The 15761-nt window shown below is 43.0% G+C and carries 16 protein-coding genes and 1 pseudogene; 8 read left to right on the top strand and 9 right to left on the bottom strand.

Going from position 1 to position 15761, the window contains the following annotated elements; all coding sequences use genetic code 11:
- The first annotated feature begins 76 nt into the window (after nucleotides 1-76).
- On the top strand, nucleotides 77-514 hold the full coding sequence (tnpA, locus tag QWZ07_RS14200) for an IS200/IS605 family transposase (RefSeq protein ID WP_192854770.1): 438 nt from the start codon (nucleotides 77-79) through the stop codon (nucleotides 512-514).
- Between the two features lie 62 nt (nucleotides 515-576).
- Nucleotides 577-687, top strand: a pseudogene (locus QWZ07_RS14195) (universal stress protein UspE); the annotation flags it as partial.
- A gap of 156 nt (nucleotides 688-843) precedes the next feature.
- Here QWZ07_RS14195 and ttcA read toward each other — a convergent pair.
- The 4 genes from ttcA to QWZ07_RS14175 form a co-directional block, all read right to left on the bottom strand.
- On the bottom strand, nucleotides 844-1737 hold the full coding sequence (gene ttcA / locus QWZ07_RS14190; RefSeq protein WP_192853701.1) for a tRNA 2-thiocytidine(32) synthetase TtcA: 894 nt from the start codon (nucleotides 1735-1737) through the stop codon (nucleotides 844-846).
- Between the two features lie 344 nt (nucleotides 1738-2081).
- Complete coding sequence (locus QWZ07_RS14185) at nucleotides 2082-2732, bottom strand: DUF2987 domain-containing protein (protein WP_192853702.1); 651 nt, start codon at nucleotides 2730-2732, stop codon at nucleotides 2082-2084.
- 123 nt (nucleotides 2733-2855) lie between these two features.
- Nucleotides 2856-3704 (bottom strand): glucosaminidase domain-containing protein, encoded by an 849-nt coding sequence (locus QWZ07_RS14180; RefSeq protein ID WP_192853703.1) that lies wholly within the window; start codon nucleotides 3702-3704, stop codon nucleotides 2856-2858.
- Nucleotides 3697-4560, bottom strand: coding sequence for a DUF2189 domain-containing protein (locus tag QWZ07_RS14175; protein WP_102311104.1), 864 nt, complete (start codon nucleotides 4558-4560; stop codon nucleotides 3697-3699). Before QWZ07_RS14175 ends, QWZ07_RS14180 begins: the two co-directional genes overlap by 8 nt.
- Before the next feature lie 330 nt (nucleotides 4561-4890).
- Between QWZ07_RS14175 and potA the strand changes: the two genes are divergently transcribed.
- The 6 genes from potA to QWZ07_RS14145 all read left to right on the top strand — a co-directional run bounded on the left by potA (nucleotide 4891) and on the right by QWZ07_RS14145 (nucleotide 10953).
- Entirely contained in the window at nucleotides 4891-6006 is a 1116-nt protein-coding gene (gene potA / locus QWZ07_RS14170) for a spermidine/putrescine ABC transporter ATP-binding protein PotA (protein ID WP_192853704.1), read from the top strand.
- Nucleotides 5990-6847, top strand: coding sequence for a spermidine/putrescine ABC transporter permease PotB (gene potB, locus QWZ07_RS14165; RefSeq protein WP_192853705.1), 858 nt, complete (start codon nucleotides 5990-5992; stop codon nucleotides 6845-6847). Before potA ends, potB begins: the two co-directional genes overlap by 17 nt.
- Nucleotides 6847-7617 carry a spermidine/putrescine ABC transporter permease PotC gene (gene potC / locus QWZ07_RS14160; RefSeq protein WP_004733706.1) on the top strand — a complete coding sequence of 257 codons (771 nt, stop codon included), beginning with the start codon at nucleotides 6847-6849 and terminating at the stop codon, nucleotides 7615-7617. The genes potB and potC overlap by 1 nt, the downstream gene beginning before the upstream one ends.
- A 137-nt stretch (nucleotides 7618-7754) precedes the next feature.
- On the top strand, nucleotides 7755-8789 hold the full coding sequence (locus QWZ07_RS14155) for an extracellular solute-binding protein (protein ID WP_192853706.1): 1035 nt from the start codon (nucleotides 7755-7757) through the stop codon (nucleotides 8787-8789).
- Nucleotides 8790-9016: 227 nt separating this feature from the next.
- The gene (locus QWZ07_RS14150; RefSeq protein WP_076672077.1) at nucleotides 9017-10054 is read left to right on the top strand and encodes an extracellular solute-binding protein; all 1038 of its coding nucleotides are present in this window, start codon (nucleotides 9017-9019) and stop codon (nucleotides 10052-10054) included.
- Between the two features lie 83 nt (nucleotides 10055-10137).
- Nucleotides 10138-10953 (top strand): GGDEF domain-containing protein, encoded by an 816-nt coding sequence (locus tag QWZ07_RS14145; RefSeq protein WP_192853707.1) that lies wholly within the window; start codon nucleotides 10138-10140, stop codon nucleotides 10951-10953.
- 135 nt (nucleotides 10954-11088) lie between these two features.
- On the opposite strand, the gene cobB is transcribed toward QWZ07_RS14145, so the two are convergent.
- The 5 genes from cobB to fdh3B all read right to left on the bottom strand — a co-directional run bounded on the left by cobB (nucleotide 11089) and on the right by fdh3B (nucleotide 15756).
- Nucleotides 11089-11823, bottom strand: a complete 735-nt coding sequence (gene cobB / locus QWZ07_RS14140; protein WP_065112610.1) for a Sir2 family NAD+-dependent deacetylase — start codon at nucleotides 11821-11823, stop codon at nucleotides 11089-11091.
- Nucleotides 11824-12027: 204 nt separating this feature from the next.
- Nucleotides 12028-13248, bottom strand: coding sequence for an ammonium transporter (locus QWZ07_RS14135; protein WP_102327403.1), 1221 nt, complete (start codon nucleotides 13246-13248; stop codon nucleotides 12028-12030).
- Between the two features lie 412 nt (nucleotides 13249-13660).
- A complete protein-coding gene (locus QWZ07_RS14130; protein WP_192853708.1) occupies nucleotides 13661-14077 on the bottom strand; it encodes a hypothetical protein in 417 nt (138 codons plus the stop codon).
- Complete coding sequence (locus QWZ07_RS14125) at nucleotides 14061-15134, bottom strand: formate dehydrogenase subunit gamma (protein WP_017107102.1); 1074 nt, start codon at nucleotides 15132-15134, stop codon at nucleotides 14061-14063. The genes QWZ07_RS14130 and QWZ07_RS14125 overlap by 17 nt, the downstream gene beginning before the upstream one ends.
- Before the next feature lie 13 nt (nucleotides 15135-15147).
- Entirely contained in the window at nucleotides 15148-15756 is a 609-nt protein-coding gene (gene fdh3B / locus QWZ07_RS14120; protein ID WP_010440854.1) for a formate dehydrogenase FDH3 subunit beta, read from the bottom strand.
- Nucleotides 15757-15761: the final 5 nt, after the last annotated feature.

Genomic DNA, 15761 nt, shown 5'->3' with positions numbered 1-15761 from the left:
CTCTAGGCTATAGCCTGAAGAAGTGCCCATGTTAGAAGTAACCTCTTATTCACCACAAGTAAGAGGAAACAACCACATGGGCGATTACAGAAGTTCATCACATGTCTATTGGCGTTGCAAATACCATATAGTTTGGACTCCAAAGTATAGATATAAGATTTTGAAAGATAAGGTTGGAAAGGAGCTTTATCGTTCAATTTATATTTTGTGCAATATGAAAGACTGCGAGGTTTTAGAGTTAAATGTTCAACCAGATCATGTTCATCTTGTTGTCATTATTCCTCCCAAGTTGTCGATCTCGAGTTTGTTAGGAGTTTTAAAGGGCCGGACAGCAATTAGACTTTTCAATAAATTTCCACATATACGTAAGAAACTATGGGGAAATCACTTTTGGGCTAGAGGGTATTTTGTAGATACGGTCGGTGTGAATGAAGAAGTCATTCGACGATATGTCCGACACCAAGATAAACAGGACATAGAGTATGAACAACAACTGCAGTTATTGAAGAACTGATAGCGTGGACGCCCCCTTCTAGGGGGTTATAAAGCAAAACCGCCTTCTAAGAAGGCGGATATTTTTTTGGTAATACCGCCGAGCACGTTATCGATAAGATTAATTGTGACGTTCTGGCTCTTAAGCCATCGGGTTATGTGAGCCCTCTCGATCCTAACCTTGCTAAAGGCTAAAGGCTAAAGGCTAAAGGCTAAAGACTAAAGGTTTAAAAATCGACAATCTAAATATGTATTTTAATCTACATATTTAACCTATAAAAAACGCCTCAAGCATTGCTTGAGGCGTTTTTATTTATCTATACGTTATAGCGATTCTTCGACGAATAAGGCTTAAACGTTGGTGACATCAATGTACAAAGACTCATCGATGTTTGACGACGAGATTTCAGCTTCTTGGAATTCGTATGCTTTGCACTCTTCAGTACGGTCTAAAGGTAAGTTAATGAAATCAAACAACTCACGGTCTGCCAATTGGCTCGGACTCACGTTCTGAATTGACTTGAAGACCTTCTCAACACGGCCTGGAGTTTGTTTATCCCAATCAATTAACATCGCTTTGATGTTTTGACGTTGTAGGTTTTCTTGAGAACCACACAGGTTACACGGAATGATCGGAAACTCTTTGTGCTCAGCGTATTTGATTAGGTCAGTTTCGCGACAGTAAGTCAGAGGACGGATTACTACGTTACGACCATCGTCAGAGCGAAGCTTAGGTGGCATAGCCTTAAGACGAGCGCCGTGGAACATGTTCAGGAACATAGTCTCAACAATGTCGTCTAGGTGGTGACCTAGAGCAATCTTCGTTGCGCCAATCTTCTCTGCAAACGAGTACAAAGTACCGCGACGCAGACGTGAACAAAGGCCACATGTCGTCTTACCTTCTGGCACTTTTTCTTTTACTACTGAGTACGTATCTTTATCTACGATGTAGTAAGGAATGTTCAGAGTTTCAAAGTACTCAGGAAGGATATGCTCAGGGAACCCAGGTTGTTTTTGATCTAGGTTTACTGCTACTACATCAAATTTGATGGGTGCTGCTTCACGTAAACGTAGCAAAATGTCTAGCATCGCAAATGAATCTTTACCGCCACTAATGCACGCCATTACTACATCATTCTCTTCGATCATGTTGTAGTCAACGATGGCATTCCCAACATTTCTTCTTAGAAGTTTCTGAAGCTTGTTGAATTCAAGTGTATCTTTTTTATTTTCGTTTTGGTTCATTGCGACTCTCACACCGTCGTATTACCGACTGTAGATTGCTAGTGGGACTGTTTTAGGGCGTGGATTATACGGATTTTTATTTCAGGTTGAAACAGTAACGGCAGGATAAACAAGCCGAGCAGGAGAAAGATTCTGCCATATCATGCGTTCTACCTTCTAATGGTGAGAAAACACGTCGTAATAAGAGGTAAGAACCAATGATGAAAGAGTATTGAGATATATGATTTGGCAAGACCAAAGGCTTAGATTTAAGACTATAAATAAAAACAGCCTGTTCAGAGTAGAACAGGCTGTTTCGTAAAGATCTTACTGAAGCGAAATAAAGAGCTTCAGGCTGTTCGTAATTATTGCGCTGGGATGTAAGGCAAAACACGAACCGTGGCTTCTGGTAACGTGATGCTGTCACTTCCACTGAGCTCAGCCAGCGTGAATTTCGCGCGCCCTTCTTTAATTGGGATTTGCTTACCGTTAGACAGAGCAATGTTGCCTTCAAGCTTGTTATCAAACTCTAACGTTACGCCTTGGATATCTGGTGTGAACCAACTAGAGAACATGCCGCTTACGTCTTCTAGCATCGCTTGCATCTGCGGTAACAGGCTTTCTAGCTGTGCCACTTCAACCGTTCCAGCTAAAGGTTCCTGTGTCATGACAACGAGCGAATATGCGCACTCTTGTTCTTGTGTTTGTACAAAGATAAGAGGATTAGCTGAACGTAGGTTTTGATCGACAGGTAGAAGCAATTCATTTGCTGGAGAGACTTTTAGCTCTTCATAATGTTCTTCCTTCTCCATCCAAGCTTTGCTGATATGACAAGTTGTCTGAGCTTTTTGATCAACAAAGAAGACCGCAACTTTGACATCATCATGCCCTTCTTTGGTGTTGTTTTTAAGCTGTGTGTAGAGCTTGGAATACGTGAACATGTATTCTTGAGCTGAAGCTGGAAGAGAAACCCCAAGGCTGAGTGAGGCTAATAGAGCGAGTGCTGTCTTTTTCATTATTATAATCTTGTCGAAGTTGAGCGTTCATAATTAAAAAGAGCAGCTGTTAGCTGCTCTTTGTGTGATGCCGTTTGGATGATAACTTACTTTCGTGGTTAACCAAACTGAGACCAAATCGAGTTACTTTTTCCAGTATACCTCGTTGTGACGGATCATAGCTTGTAAATCAGTCACATAGTCTGAACCTCGCTCAGAATATTTTAGCAAGCCGTTGGTTAGCTTCGTCGCAGATTCAGTGGTTAACAAATCGTCGCCCTGAGTAGCCAGTTTTGCTCGAATCGCTCTTAATTCGGCATAAGCACGATTACGGTTCAAGTTCATGAAGTAACGATGAACGGATTCTTGGCTTGAAGAAAATGTAGCCACTTCATGTGAACTGCCTTCGTTACGTTGTAGCGGAACCAGACCACAACCTTTGGTGTAACACCAATGTCCGAAATAGTTGTTGGCTTTAGTAGCAAAGCGAGATGTACCCCAAGCCGATTCATTAGCAGCCTGTGTTAATACAAGCGCCTCTGGTAGTACATTTACGCGACTAAGCATTTCCGTAAGCCAAGCTTGATCTAATCCTGAAGATGGTACTGGCAAGCTGTATAACTTCCCTAGCCTTTTCGCATACGATACGTCTTCTGAATCAATATTTGTAATACCTGATTCAGAGATCTTGGTTAAAAATGCACGCTCTTTGGTAATTCGCTTGTTCTCGATGTTGATGCTAGGACGGAGGTAAGAAAAGAAGGTCTCTTTTTTCTTGTTCACATCTTCAATAGCAGCAAAATTTGGTCGATCTGAAGCTACGGTCAAATCACCAAATTGACTTGATGTATTTGAACTTTGGTCTGCCGAGCGTCGGCGCTCTTCTTCTTGGTAAATGTAAGGGCCAACCAGTGAGATAGAACCCACGATCGCCAGTGCAGTAACCTTTAGCGCAAGAGATTTACTTGCGCTGCCTTTGACATTATTACGCATCGAACACCTGAGGGTTTTTGTTTTTGTTACCATCGTTACTGTTGTTGCCGCCGTTATTATTGTCGCCATTGCTGCTGTCGTTATGATCGTCATCGTTATTTGGTCGATCTGACGCAATAACTTTTAACTTAATACCAAACATTTCGCGGTAAAGAATGCCTTTCACGTGGAAGAAGAATGGTAAAACGAAGATCAAGCCAATGCCGTACATCATCGCAGCGACGATAAACATCAGCATCACTAATAGATAAATAGATGCAACGGTGAAGATTTTCTTATTTACTGCTCGTAGTGAAAGCAACAGTGATTGCATTGGCGGAACTTTCTTATCACAAATCAATAGGATTGAATGGCTGAAAGCCAATGAAAAGTAGATAGAAAGAAACGGTAATAGCATTCCTGCGATACCTTGCAGCATTAAACTGAACAATGTCACCAAGATAACCGGTACGGTAAATTGTAAGCCTTTACCAATATGACGAGTTTTGGTGTGCAAACCTGCAGCGTGGCTCATTGCCATTAGGCTGATGCCCGCATAGATAGGTGCACTCACCACTTCATAGCTAAAGTTAGCGATGAAAATAGATTCAACGATTTGTGGTGTAAATGCCTCAGGGTCGATAACGGCATCTAAAATGACTGCTGGATCACCAAGTTGTAATTTCAATGCGATGTAAAAAATAGCCAATTGCACGAACATCAATGCAACGATCGCAGGAGAAAACGAAAGAAAGTGACTTACCGTATGTTTCCATGCTTCTTGGAATACAGCCGTTGCTTTGAGCTCATAATCGCCGGAAAGTGCACGGTCGATACTACCGCCCAAATTAAAATCTTTTTCGATGTCGTTGTTCATATTGATACCTAGGTGTGTTCAATTGCTTGAAGCCACCTAACTTATTGATAAAAAATTACCTTCATTATACTCATATGTCGGACACAAACTAAAATATGAATCTGTAACAAGGCTTGCTTTTGCGTCTTAATGGTTAATAATTAGACACTTATTAAGGTGTAAACCCAATAAATAACAGTATGGTAAAGGATGTTTAGTTTTACCTGCGAAATTTTTTATCTTCGAATGGTAAAAAATGCTTTGAATTCACGTTTTTGGTGATTATCATGCGCGCCTTAAAAGTGTATAGCAACAGGTCTCAAATAGAACCAAGGTGGAGAAAAACAGACGTTGAACGCTAAAAAATCAGTAGGAAAGCCAGTCGTACAGTTAACTGGCATTAGTAAAAGTTTCGATGGTAAGGAAGTCATCGGCAATCTTGATCTAAACGTAAATCATGGTGAGTTTCTCACGATATTAGGCCCGTCCGGTTGTGGTAAAACCACGGTACTAAGAATGATTGCAGGGTTTGAAACGGCAGATAGTGGTGAAATACTATTAGCCCAACAGAATGTAACCCAAGTTCCTGCTGAGCAAAGGCATGTTAACACTGTATTCCAAAGCTATGCCCTATTCCCACATATGACCGTTTTCGACAATGTGGCATTTGGTTTACGCATGCAGAAAGTGCCAAACACTGAGATTGAACCTCGTGTAATGGATGCTTTAAAAATGGTGCGCCTACAACAAATGGCACAACGAAAGCCACACCAGCTATCCGGTGGTCAACAGCAACGTATCGCAATCGCTCGTGCTGTCGTTAATAAGCCTAAGGTTCTTTTGTTGGATGAGTCTCTATCTGCTCTTGATTACAAACTACGTAAACAGATGCAAATCGAGCTTAAACAACTGCAACGTCAACTTGGTATCACGTTCATCTTTGTAACGCATGACCAAGAAGAAGCATTGTCCATGTCTGACCGTATTATTGTTATGCGAGATGGCGTGATTGAACAAGACGGAACACCAAGAGAAATTTACGAAGAGCCTAAGAACTTATTTGTTGCTCGTTTCATTGGTGAAATTAACGTATTCGAAGCGACAGCGAAATCTCGTCAAGATGAAAAGCGCATTGTTGCGACAATCGAAGGTGAAGAGTCAATTATCTATCACGATAAAGACGTAACACCGGGCCAAAAACTGCAAGTACTACTTCGCCCTGAAGATCTTCGTATCGAAGAAATTAAAGAGTCGGACCAAAGCGGTATTGTTGGCCACATTGTCGAGCGAACCTACAAAGGCATGACATTAGATTCAGTCGTAGAACTTGAATCAGGTATGCGTGTCATGGTTAGCGAATTCTTCAACGAAGATGACCCTGATGTTGATCACTCACTGGGCCAAAAAGTTGCAGTAACTTGGGTTGATAGCTGGGAAGTGGTGTTAGAAGATGAGCAAGAAGTTTAATTTACAAAACGCGATTGTTGCTTTAATCACAGGTTGGTTAGTGCTGTTCGTGATGATTCCAAACATCATGATCATAGGTACTAGCTTTCTAGCTCGTGATGAAGCGAACTTGATCGAGATGACCTTCACTCTCGATAACTACCTGCGTTTGGCTGACCCGCTGTATTTTAAAGTGCTGATGCACTCATTTTATATGGCGATTGTCGCAACCCTACTTTGTTTAATTATTGGTTACCCATTCGCTTACATCGTGGCAAAAATGCCTGCGAAATGGCGTCCAATCATGTTGTTTTTAGTGATTGTACCGTTCTGGACAAACTCTTTGATTCGTACTTACGGATTAAAAGTGGTTCTGGGGACTCAAGGTGTGTTGAACAAAGGCTTGTTGGCGTTAGACATTATCGATAAACCACTTCGTATTATGTATTCAGAAACGGCAGTAATGATCGGTTTAGTGTATATCCTACTCCCGTTCATGATTTTGCCGTTGTATTCAGCGATTGAAAAGCTAGACGATACTTATTTAGAAGCAGCGAAAGATTTAGGTGCGAACAAACTTCAAACGCTATTGAAGGTTGTTTTACCGCTAACGATGCCAGGCATTATCGGCGGTTGTTTACTTGTATTGCTCCCTGCGCTTGGCATGTTCTACATTTCAGACTTGTTGGGCGGTGCCAAGAACCTATTGATCGGTAACGTTATTAAGAGCCAAGTACTCAATGCTCGTGATTGGCCGTTTGGCGCAGCAACCAGTATTGCACTGACTACGGCTATGGCCGTGATGCTTTATGCCTACTACCGTGCAGGCAAGTTATTGAATAAGAAAGTGGAGCTAGACTAATGGGTCGCACAGTTAAGTTCAGCTTTATGGCGCTGGTATACGCTTTTCTATACCTACCTATTATCGTATTGATTGCAAACTCGTTTAATGCCAATAAATTCGGCATGAAATGGGGTGGCTTTACCACTAAGTGGTATGACGCGCTGATTAACAACGACAGCCTAATGCAGGCTGCGTGGCACTCGATCAACGTAGCGGTGTTCTCAGCAACTGCCGCAACGATTGTCGGAAGCCTGACTGCTGTTGCCCTATTCCGTTACCAATTTAAAGGTAAAGGCATCGTCAATGGCATGTTGTTCATCGTGATGATGTCACCAGATATCGTAATGGCGATTTCGCTTCTTGCGCTATTCTTGGTAATGGGTGTGCAACTTGGGTTCTTTACCCTACTTGCAGCGCACATTACTTTCTGTCTGCCGTTCGTTGTTGTCACGGTCTACAGTCGCTTGAATGGCTTTGATGTGAAGATGCTAGAAGCCGCAAAAGATTTAGGTGCAAGTGAATGGACGATTCTAAAACAGATCATCCTGCCTCTTGCTAAGCCAGCGGTTGCTGCGGGTTGGTTATTGAGCTTCACTCTGTCTTTGGACGATGTGATCATCAGCTCTTTTGTTACAGGGCCAACTTACGAAATCTTGCCACTGAAGATTTACTCGATGGTTAAAGTCGGTATATCTCCAGAGGTCAATGCCCTAGCAACAGTGATGTTAGTGGTGTCGTTAATACTGGTGATTATTTCTCAGTTGTTAGCGAGAGAGAAAATCAAGTAAGTCTCCTACTCTTTACTGAGATGGACTTGATAAGATTCAAGTTTAACAAAAATGTTATTCATAAACAGAATGGTAAATTGCCATTCTGTTTTTCTATCTACTGCCTTTAGGCAACGTTTAGTTTGGAGCTAACGTCAATGAAAAAATGGGCTACTCTATTAGCTGGTAGTGCATGTGCGCTTTCAATGTTATCTGCACCATCGTTTGCAAAAGATGACAAAGAATTGGTATTCATGAACTGGGGACCTTACATCAACAGTGAGATCTTAGAACAGTTCACTGATGAAACGGGCATCAAAGTGATTTACTCGACTTACGAGTCGAATGAAACTTTGTACGCAAAATTGAAAACGCACAATAAAGGTTATGACCTTGTGGTTCCTTCAACCTACTTCGTGTCTAAAATGCGCGACGAAGGCATGCTTCAAAAGATCGACAAAACTAAGCTAAGCAATTTTTCCAATCTAGATACAAACTACCTAGATAAGCCATACGACCCGAATAACGACTACTCTATTCCACACGTAGTTGCTATTACTGGTTTGGCTGTTAACACAGACATGTACGATCCAGAAGATTTCCAAAGCTGGGCAGATTTATGGAAGCCTGAACTTGAAGGTCAGCTAATGATGATGGACGACACACGTGAAGTGTTCCACATCGCGCTGAGAAAGTTAGGTTACTCAGGTAACACGACGAACGAGAAAGAAATCGACGAAGCCTACGCTGAACTGCGTAAGTTGATGCCAAACGTTCTTGTGTTTAACTCAGATAACCCTGGCGCGCCATACATGTCTGGTGAAGTGGGTCTTGGTATGCTTTGGAACGGTTCTGCTGCTGCAGCGCAAAATGAAGGTCTGCCGATTAAACTGGTTTTCCCTAAAGAAGGCGGCATCGGTTGGGTTGATAACTTTGCTATCAGTTCTGGCGCAGTAAACGTAGAAGCAGCTCATAAGATGATAGACTTCCTACTTCGCCCAGAAATCGCAGAGCAAATATCTCGTGACACAGGCTACCTAACGGCAGTTAAAGCGTCTAACGAGAAGTTCAAAGACAGCCCTGCTTTGTTCCCGTCACAAGAAGACCTTGACCGTGTGGAATGGCAAGCTGCGGTTGGCGATAAGACAGTGAAGTACGAAGATTACTTCATGAAGCTTAAAGCCGGTCAGTAAGCGAGTTCGTTACCTAATTGCTCTGGTCAACAGAGGCTAGTAAGTAACTGGTTTACTTAACAAGTCTAGTTAGGTAATCAACAAGTTAAAAATAAGAATATCAATGAATAGGCAGCTTAGGCTGCCTATTTTGTTATATCACTGCTATAATTTAGCGCGATTTTTAGAAATCCATTTACTTTGGGTTCAATACCCAGCTCCAAATCAAACAAATGAACGGAACAGTAATGAAAAAAACACTGTATACCGGCGCATTGTGTGCTGCTACTTTACTTTCTACACCCTCTTTCGCAGCTGACCAAGAACTGTATTTTTACAACTGGTCTGAATATATTCCAAATGAAGTACTAGAAGACTTCACAGAAGAGACTGGCATTAAAGTCTATTACTCAACTTATGAGTCTAACGAAAGCATGTACGCTAAGTTAAAAACTCAAGGTACGGGTTACGACTTGGTCGTTCCTTCTACTTACTTCGTTTCTAAGATGCGTAAAGAAGGCATGCTTCAAGAGCTTGATAAAACTAAGCTAAGCCACTTTGCAGATTTGGATACAAATTACTTAGATAAGCCATTTGACCCAAACAACAACTACTCGATCCCATACATCTGGGGCGCAACGGGTATTGGTATCAACTCAGATATGCTAGACAAGTCTTCAATTAAAAACTGGGGCGATCTGTGGGATACACAGTGGGAAGGTCAACTGATGATGATGGATGACTCTCGTGAAGTTTTCCATATCGCACTGTCTAAACTGGGTTACTCTCCAAACACAACAAACCCTGAAGAAATCAAAGAAGCGTACGAAGAACTTCGTAAGCTGATGCCAAACGTATTGGTATTTAACTCAGATTTCCCAGCGAACCCTTACCTAGCGGGTGAAGTGTCTCTTGGTATGCTTTGGAATGGCTCTGCTTACATGGCACGCCAAGAAGGTGCAACGATTGACATCATTTGGCCAGAGAAAGGCGCTATCTTCTGGATGGACAGCCTAGCGATTCCAGCAGGTGCTAAGAACACTGAAGCGGCACATAAGATGATCGACTTCCTTCTTCGCCCTGAAAACGCAGCTAAGATTGCTTTAGAGATCGGTTACCCGACGCCAGTTAAAACGGCTTACCCTCTTCTTCCTAAAGAATTTGCTGAAGATAAGAACGTTTTCCCACCACAATCAGTGATGGATAACGGCGTTTGGCAAGATGAAGTTGGCGAAGCGAGCGTCATTTATGACGAGTACTTCCAAAAACTTAAAGTAAACAACTAGATTGTTACTGACTGATTAATAAAGCGGCGTAAGCCGCTTTATTTTTATCTACACTTTATATAGGATTATGTAAACAATATGAAGTGCGATTTAAAATGCCAGCGAACCCTATATTATTGGTTGTGACTCTAATGCTTCTTGCGTCTTTCTTGATGCTTGGCCTGAGTTCGTTTATACATATAGAGTCAAATTACGACCTGTTTTTTGAAACAAATACGCTCGTGATTACCATGTACATCTACTACGTTGCTCGTCACGCCATTCGCCCTCACAAAGTCCTTCGTTACGGCGCCCTACTGCTTATTTTCAACCTATTTTATGATGTGACCACAGAACTCAAACATCTCGATGAATGGGCAGACAGGAACGAACTACTCGACACCTTTCTTGAAGACGGTTTATTACAAATAGCCTTCTTACTTATTGCCTACGGCATTACTGAGCTGACGACTCAATTAAAAGATCAAAGCAAGCAAGATGAGCTAACAGGTTTGTATAACCGTAAGAAGTTTGATGCGATTACATTGAAAGAATTCGAACTCATCTATTTCGATTTGGATGGCTTAAAAGCGGTGAACGATCGTAAAGGCCATAAAGTCGGAGATTTAATGATTGTTCGCTTCTCACAAGCATTAACCCAAGCGGTATTGGAAGATGAAATGGTGTTTCGAGTAGGCGGTGATGAGTTTGTCGCAACAGCGCAGCTGGGTCGTGGTGGTGAGTTCGTCAGTCAGGTAAACAATCTACTTCACGGTGAAAATATCTCCTTTTCTTACGGCATCGAAGTCACTTGCCAAGAAAACTTTCAACAGGCGCTTGATAAGTCGGATAAGGCGATGTACGAAATGAAAAAAGCGCAGCGTTCAGTCGGCGTTAGCTCTCAATCTTCAGTGAGTTAAGATTTTGAGAGGCCGCCATTTGTCGTTATGAACAAAGTCTTCATCAACAAAAAAGCAAATACCTATCTAACTTACTTGCAGTTAGACGCGTATTTGCCTTTTGGCTAAGGCTCGATCAAAAGCTCTGTATCGAGTTTAAGCGGTTAAAGATCCTTTCTCTACAGACAACAGCTCACCGACTAATTTCGGCACTTCAATACTGGCTTTGCCGTAGCGTTTCTCTTCAAATTCGCTCTCAACCGCACTCGGTTCAAGGTTGATCTCGATAGTGTGTGCGCCATGCATTCTAGCGTCATGAACAAAACCGGCCGCTGGATAAACCACACCTGACGTACCGATAGAGATAAACAAGTCTGCGTCTTCTAATGCAGAATAGATGTCGCCCATTCTTAACGGCATTTCGCCAAACCAAACAATATGAGGGCGCATTTGAGCTGGGATCTGGCAACAATGACAAAGCTCACCGGTTTCGATATTGTCTTTATGTTCGATAACCTGATTGGATTCGCTGCATCGCGCTTTCAATAGCTCGCCGTGCATGTGGATGATATTGCTGCTACCACCGCGCTCATGAAGGTTGTCGATGTTTTGAGTGATGATTGTTACTTTGCCGTCGAGCTTGTCTTCAAGCTCTCCTAGCGCCTTATGGGCTGCATTTGGCAGGATGCTTTCGCTTTGTAAGCCATGACGACGCTTATTGTAGAATTCTTGCACCAAATCTGGATCTTTTGCAAAACCTTCTGGTGTCGCGACATCTTCGATTTTATGGTTTTCCCATAATCCGTCTTGCGCTCGAAATGTTTGTATCCCCGACTCCGCTGAGATTCCGGCACCAGTAAGAATTACGATATTTCTGTATGGGAAATGCATATAACGTCCTTTTAGATATGTCACTGTGTAACAGCTTAGCACTGTTCAAATTCCAACAATAGTTTTAGGGATTAGACCATAGTCTTAGCCAACTGAATTCATTGGTTATTTGTGACATAACTCGCTCGAAGTCTGCTGTTCAGAAATGAAATAGGGACAAAAAAAGCGGCCGAAGCCGCTTGATGCTTATCTATTGAATCGTGATCAGTCTTCGTTGATTGATGAGATCTTATGGATAGAAAGATCCGCGCCATTAAACTCATCTTCTTCACTTAACCTTAGGCCAGTTACTTTGCTCAACACACCGTAGACAACCAATGCACCGATTAAAGCGACTGTAATGCCCGCTAGCGTACCAATCACCTGAGCAGTAAAGCTTACGCCCCCTAACCCCCAGAATGCTTGTTGACCGAAGACACCTGCTGCAATGCCGCCCCATGCACCACATACACCGTGTAGAGGCCACACACCTAGCACATCATCTATCTGTGTTTTGTTCTGCATGTAAGTGAACAAGTAAACGAACAATGCGCCAGCTACGCCGCCTGTTACCAGTGCGCCGAGTGGATGCATTAAATCTGAACCAGCACAAATCGCCACGAGACCAGCCAAAGGACCATTATGAATGAAGCCGGGGTCATTTTTACCTGCGACTAAAGCCGCAAGAATACCACCGACCATCGCCATTAATGAGTTCATTGCAACGAGTCCACTGATGCCATTGATTGCTTGAGCAGACATCACGTTGAAGCCAAACCAACCCACACATAAGATCCAAGAACCTAATGCTAAGAAAGGAATGTTCGATGGTGCGAAGTTGGTGTGTTTACCTGCACGGATTCGGCCTTTACGCATGCCAAGGAAGTAAACCGCGACCAATGCAATCCAGCCGCCAACGCCATGAACCACAACAGAACCCGCGAAGTCATGAAATCCGTAACCAAACTGTCCTTCTAGCCATGCTTGAAAGCCAAAATTACCGTTCCAGATGATGCCTTCAAAAAACGGGTAGATGAATCCAACGGTAAACAGTGTCGCAATCAAGATTGGGTAGAAACGTGCACGTTCTGCAATACCACCGGATACAATCGCAGGGATTGCTGCTGCAAAGGTCATTAGGAAGAAAAACTTAACCAGCTCGTATCCATTCCCTTGCGATAGCGTTTCTGCATCGGCAAAAAAGTGCGCGCCGTAAGCGACCCAATAACCGATAAAGAAGTAAGCAATGGCGGAGACTCCAAAGTCCGAGAGGATCTTAACCAACGCATTAACTTGGTTCTTCTTTCTAACTGTACCGACTTCCAAAAATGCAAAACCAGCATGCATTAAGAAGACCATGATCGCGCCTAGTAATAAAAACAGAGTATCCGAACTCTGCGTCAAGCTCTGTACTGCGCTATGAACTTGGTTAACCGTTTGACTCATTAAAGCTCTCTCCCTTAGCTTTGTCTCAATTGCACTAGAACCGTGCGAATTGATGTCGTAATTAATTAAAGACTCAACAGTAAACGCAAGATGCGTTCCAACTTGGTTACGCAAAAAACGTGCAACAGAGTTTGATTTTAAGTTATTGATTCTTTGTGGTTAATTTCTAAAGTGCACTTTATTGGTTCTCAAGGAGAGAAAATATTCGATAACTGATTGCACCAATTGAGGGAGTTGCACCATATTGATGCGGTCAATGTAGGGCATTAGATCAGTTATCTAGCGACCAAACGACAAAAAGCCCAGTGAAATGAATCACTGGGCTTTTAATGTCTTTCGCCGATTAGAGTTAACTCATCGACAAAGGAGCTATTATCGAGTTTGGTAACCCGAGCGACTTACATATAAACGCTTAAAGGTTTGGACCTGTTGTCGGGTTTTGCGGGAGGTTTTGACTTAAACGCTGCATACCTTGATACATGCGAATAAACCAAACCACAATCGCCACACCACCAAATAACATGCCTATATATGGAATGTAGTAAGCGATGTCATCGATAATATGGTTTTGATACCAGTAATCGTTCACACCGATTAACACGCCGTTAGAGGTCGCTACCGTGACGATAAGCACAACAAAGAACGTCAGGTTCAAGAAGAACGAGCGAATCAAGCCGTAGTAATGGGTATCCACGACTTCGCCGTCTTCGCCTTTATCTAAACGATAGCCCGCGTAGATAATGGCAATCACACCAGAGAGAAGACAAGTAAATGGTGTAAAGCAGCTTAGGATGTAAGCAATCCAAATACCCTTATGAGGTTTGTTCATTCTTATTCACCCCTTCCGTTTTCTCTGTTGCTACGTTAGCGCTTTGTTCAACGCCGTTTTTCTCTTGTTCCATCACTTCTTTGTACCAAAGGTCATGGTGTTCTTTAGCCCAGGTTTCATCGACTTCGCCTGTTACCATACCTTCTAGTGCGCCTTCCATACCGAACAAGCCAATATAGATGTGGAACACAAAACCACAGATAAGGATCAAAGCAGCAAGCATGTGAACTAAGTTCGAAAGCTCCATATCACGTCGTGTTTGGCCAAAGATTGGGAAATCTAACACCAAGCCACTGATCGCTGCGACACTGCCCATAACGATAAGCAGCCAAAATAGCGCTTTTTCACCCGCGTTCGAAAACTCTGCAGATGGATGAGAACCTTTGTGTTTCCCTACCATACCACCCAGTTTCATGAACCACTGGATATCAACCATTTTGAAGATTGACTTGCGCCACCACTTGATAAGAACAGCCATCAACAACACATAGAAAATCGGGCCGATGTAGTTGTGGTATTGCTTTGCCAATAGAACGATAAAGCCCCAAAGGTCAGTTGGAATGTACGGCTTCAAAAAGTGCTTGCCGTAAACCAACATCAAACCACTGAACGCGAGCGTTAAGAAAGTAAACGCCATGCTCCAGTGCAACGCACGATCCAGTCGAGACCAACGTTTGATCTTACGGCCAGTTCTTGGCGCACTCAGCATTAATGGGCCAATCACAACGTACATCAAAGTCACGAAAGCAATACTGCCAAAGATAGCGACGGCACCTGCTGGCGACATCCACTTCTCTTTCAATATGTACCACGTTTGACCCGGAGTACTGATCAACACACCGTGTTCAGCCGATTGAGATGTGGTGTAACCTTCCTCACCGTTTCTTACTTGTCGCCAAAAATCAGCGCCAGCAAGTTGTGTGATTTCTCTTTCAGCAGAGCTCGATTGAGTTTGTGATGAGTTCGTCTCAGATGCATGACTCAAAGGAGACAGCATTGTTAGTGCTGCCAACATCGGCAGCACAACAAGGAAGAGACGCTTAAACATTGTAAGCATATGTCTCTCCTAACTAGCTCTTCATCGCATCGTAAGAAAGGTCGTTGCCGTCTGTCCAACCAGCACCTTTCGCTCCGCGTTCTACAACACGCTGGCGGAAGATGTCAGAGACTTGCTCAGCATCACCTGCAAGCAGCGCTTTTGTTGAACAAAGCGAAGCACACATTGGTAGCTTGCCTTCAGCAATACGGTTCGCACCGTACTTCTGACGCTCTTCCACAGAACCTGGTTCTGTTTCAGGGCCGCCAGCACAGAAGGTACATTTGTCCATTTTACCGCGCTCACCAAAGGCTTCCTGTTTAGGGAATTGAGGTGCGCCAAACGGACAAGCAAACAAGCAGTAACCACAACCGATACACAGATCTTTATTGTGAAGTACGATGCCATCTTCTGTATGTTCAAAACAATCTGCTGGGCAAACTGCCATACAAGGGGCATCAGTACAGTGCATACATGCGACTGAGATAGAGTTTTCACCCGGCTCACCATCGTTCAGTGTCACAACGCGGCGACGTTGAATACCCCATTCCAGAGCATCATCATTTTCGTTCTTACATGCAGTGACACAACCGTTACATTCGATACAACGTTTGGTGTCACAAAGAAATTTCATTCTAGCCATTTTAA

Source organism: Vibrio lentus (genome assembly GCF_030409755.1).
GTDB classification, from domain to species: Bacteria; Pseudomonadota; Gammaproteobacteria; order Enterobacterales; family Vibrionaceae; genus Vibrio; species Vibrio lentus.
The sequence above is the reverse complement of the archived record's forward strand: the minus strand, read 5'-3'. Positions and strand labels throughout refer to the sequence as shown.

Bases quoted from the DNA above. Each gene is read 5' to 3' on its own strand.
- tnpA (WP_192854770.1), top strand. From the start codon at position 77: ATGGGCGATTACAGAAGTTCATCACATGTCTATTGGCGTTGCAAATAC.
- ttcA (WP_192853701.1), bottom strand. From the start codon at position 1,737: ATGAACCAAAACGAAAATAAAAAAGATACACTTGAATTCAACAAGCTT.
- QWZ07_RS14185 (WP_192853702.1), bottom strand. From the start codon at position 2,732: ATGAAAAAGACAGCACTCGCTCTATTAGCCTCACTCAGCCTTGGGGTT.
- QWZ07_RS14180 (WP_192853703.1), bottom strand. From the start codon at position 3,704: ATGCGTAATAATGTCAAAGGCAGCGCAAGTAAATCTCTTGCGCTAAAG.
- QWZ07_RS14175 (WP_102311104.1), bottom strand. From the start codon at position 4,560: ATGAACAACGACATCGAAAAAGATTTTAATTTGGGCGGTAGTATCGAC.
- potB (WP_192853705.1), top strand. From the start codon at position 5,990: ATGAGCAAGAAGTTTAATTTACAAAACGCGATTGTTGCTTTAATCACA.
- potC (WP_004733706.1), top strand. From the start codon at position 6,847: ATGGGTCGCACAGTTAAGTTCAGCTTTATGGCGCTGGTATACGCTTTT.
- QWZ07_RS14155 (WP_192853706.1), top strand. From the start codon at position 7,755: ATGAAAAAATGGGCTACTCTATTAGCTGGTAGTGCATGTGCGCTTTCA.
- QWZ07_RS14150 (WP_076672077.1), top strand. From the start codon at position 9,017: ATGAAAAAAACACTGTATACCGGCGCATTGTGTGCTGCTACTTTACTT.
- cobB (WP_065112610.1), bottom strand. From the start codon at position 11,823: ATGCATTTCCCATACAGAAATATCGTAATTCTTACTGGTGCCGGAATC.
- QWZ07_RS14135 (WP_102327403.1), bottom strand. From the start codon at position 13,248: ATGAGTCAAACGGTTAACCAAGTTCATAGCGCAGTACAGAGCTTGACG.
- QWZ07_RS14130 (WP_192853708.1), bottom strand. From the start codon at position 14,077: ATGAACAAACCTCATAAGGGTATTTGGATTGCTTACATCCTAAGCTGC.
- QWZ07_RS14125 (WP_017107102.1), bottom strand. From the start codon at position 15,134: ATGCTTACAATGTTTAAGCGTCTCTTCCTTGTTGTGCTGCCGATGTTG.
- fdh3B (WP_010440854.1), bottom strand. From the start codon at position 15,756: ATGGCTAGAATGAAATTTCTTTGTGACACCAAACGTTGTATCGAATGT.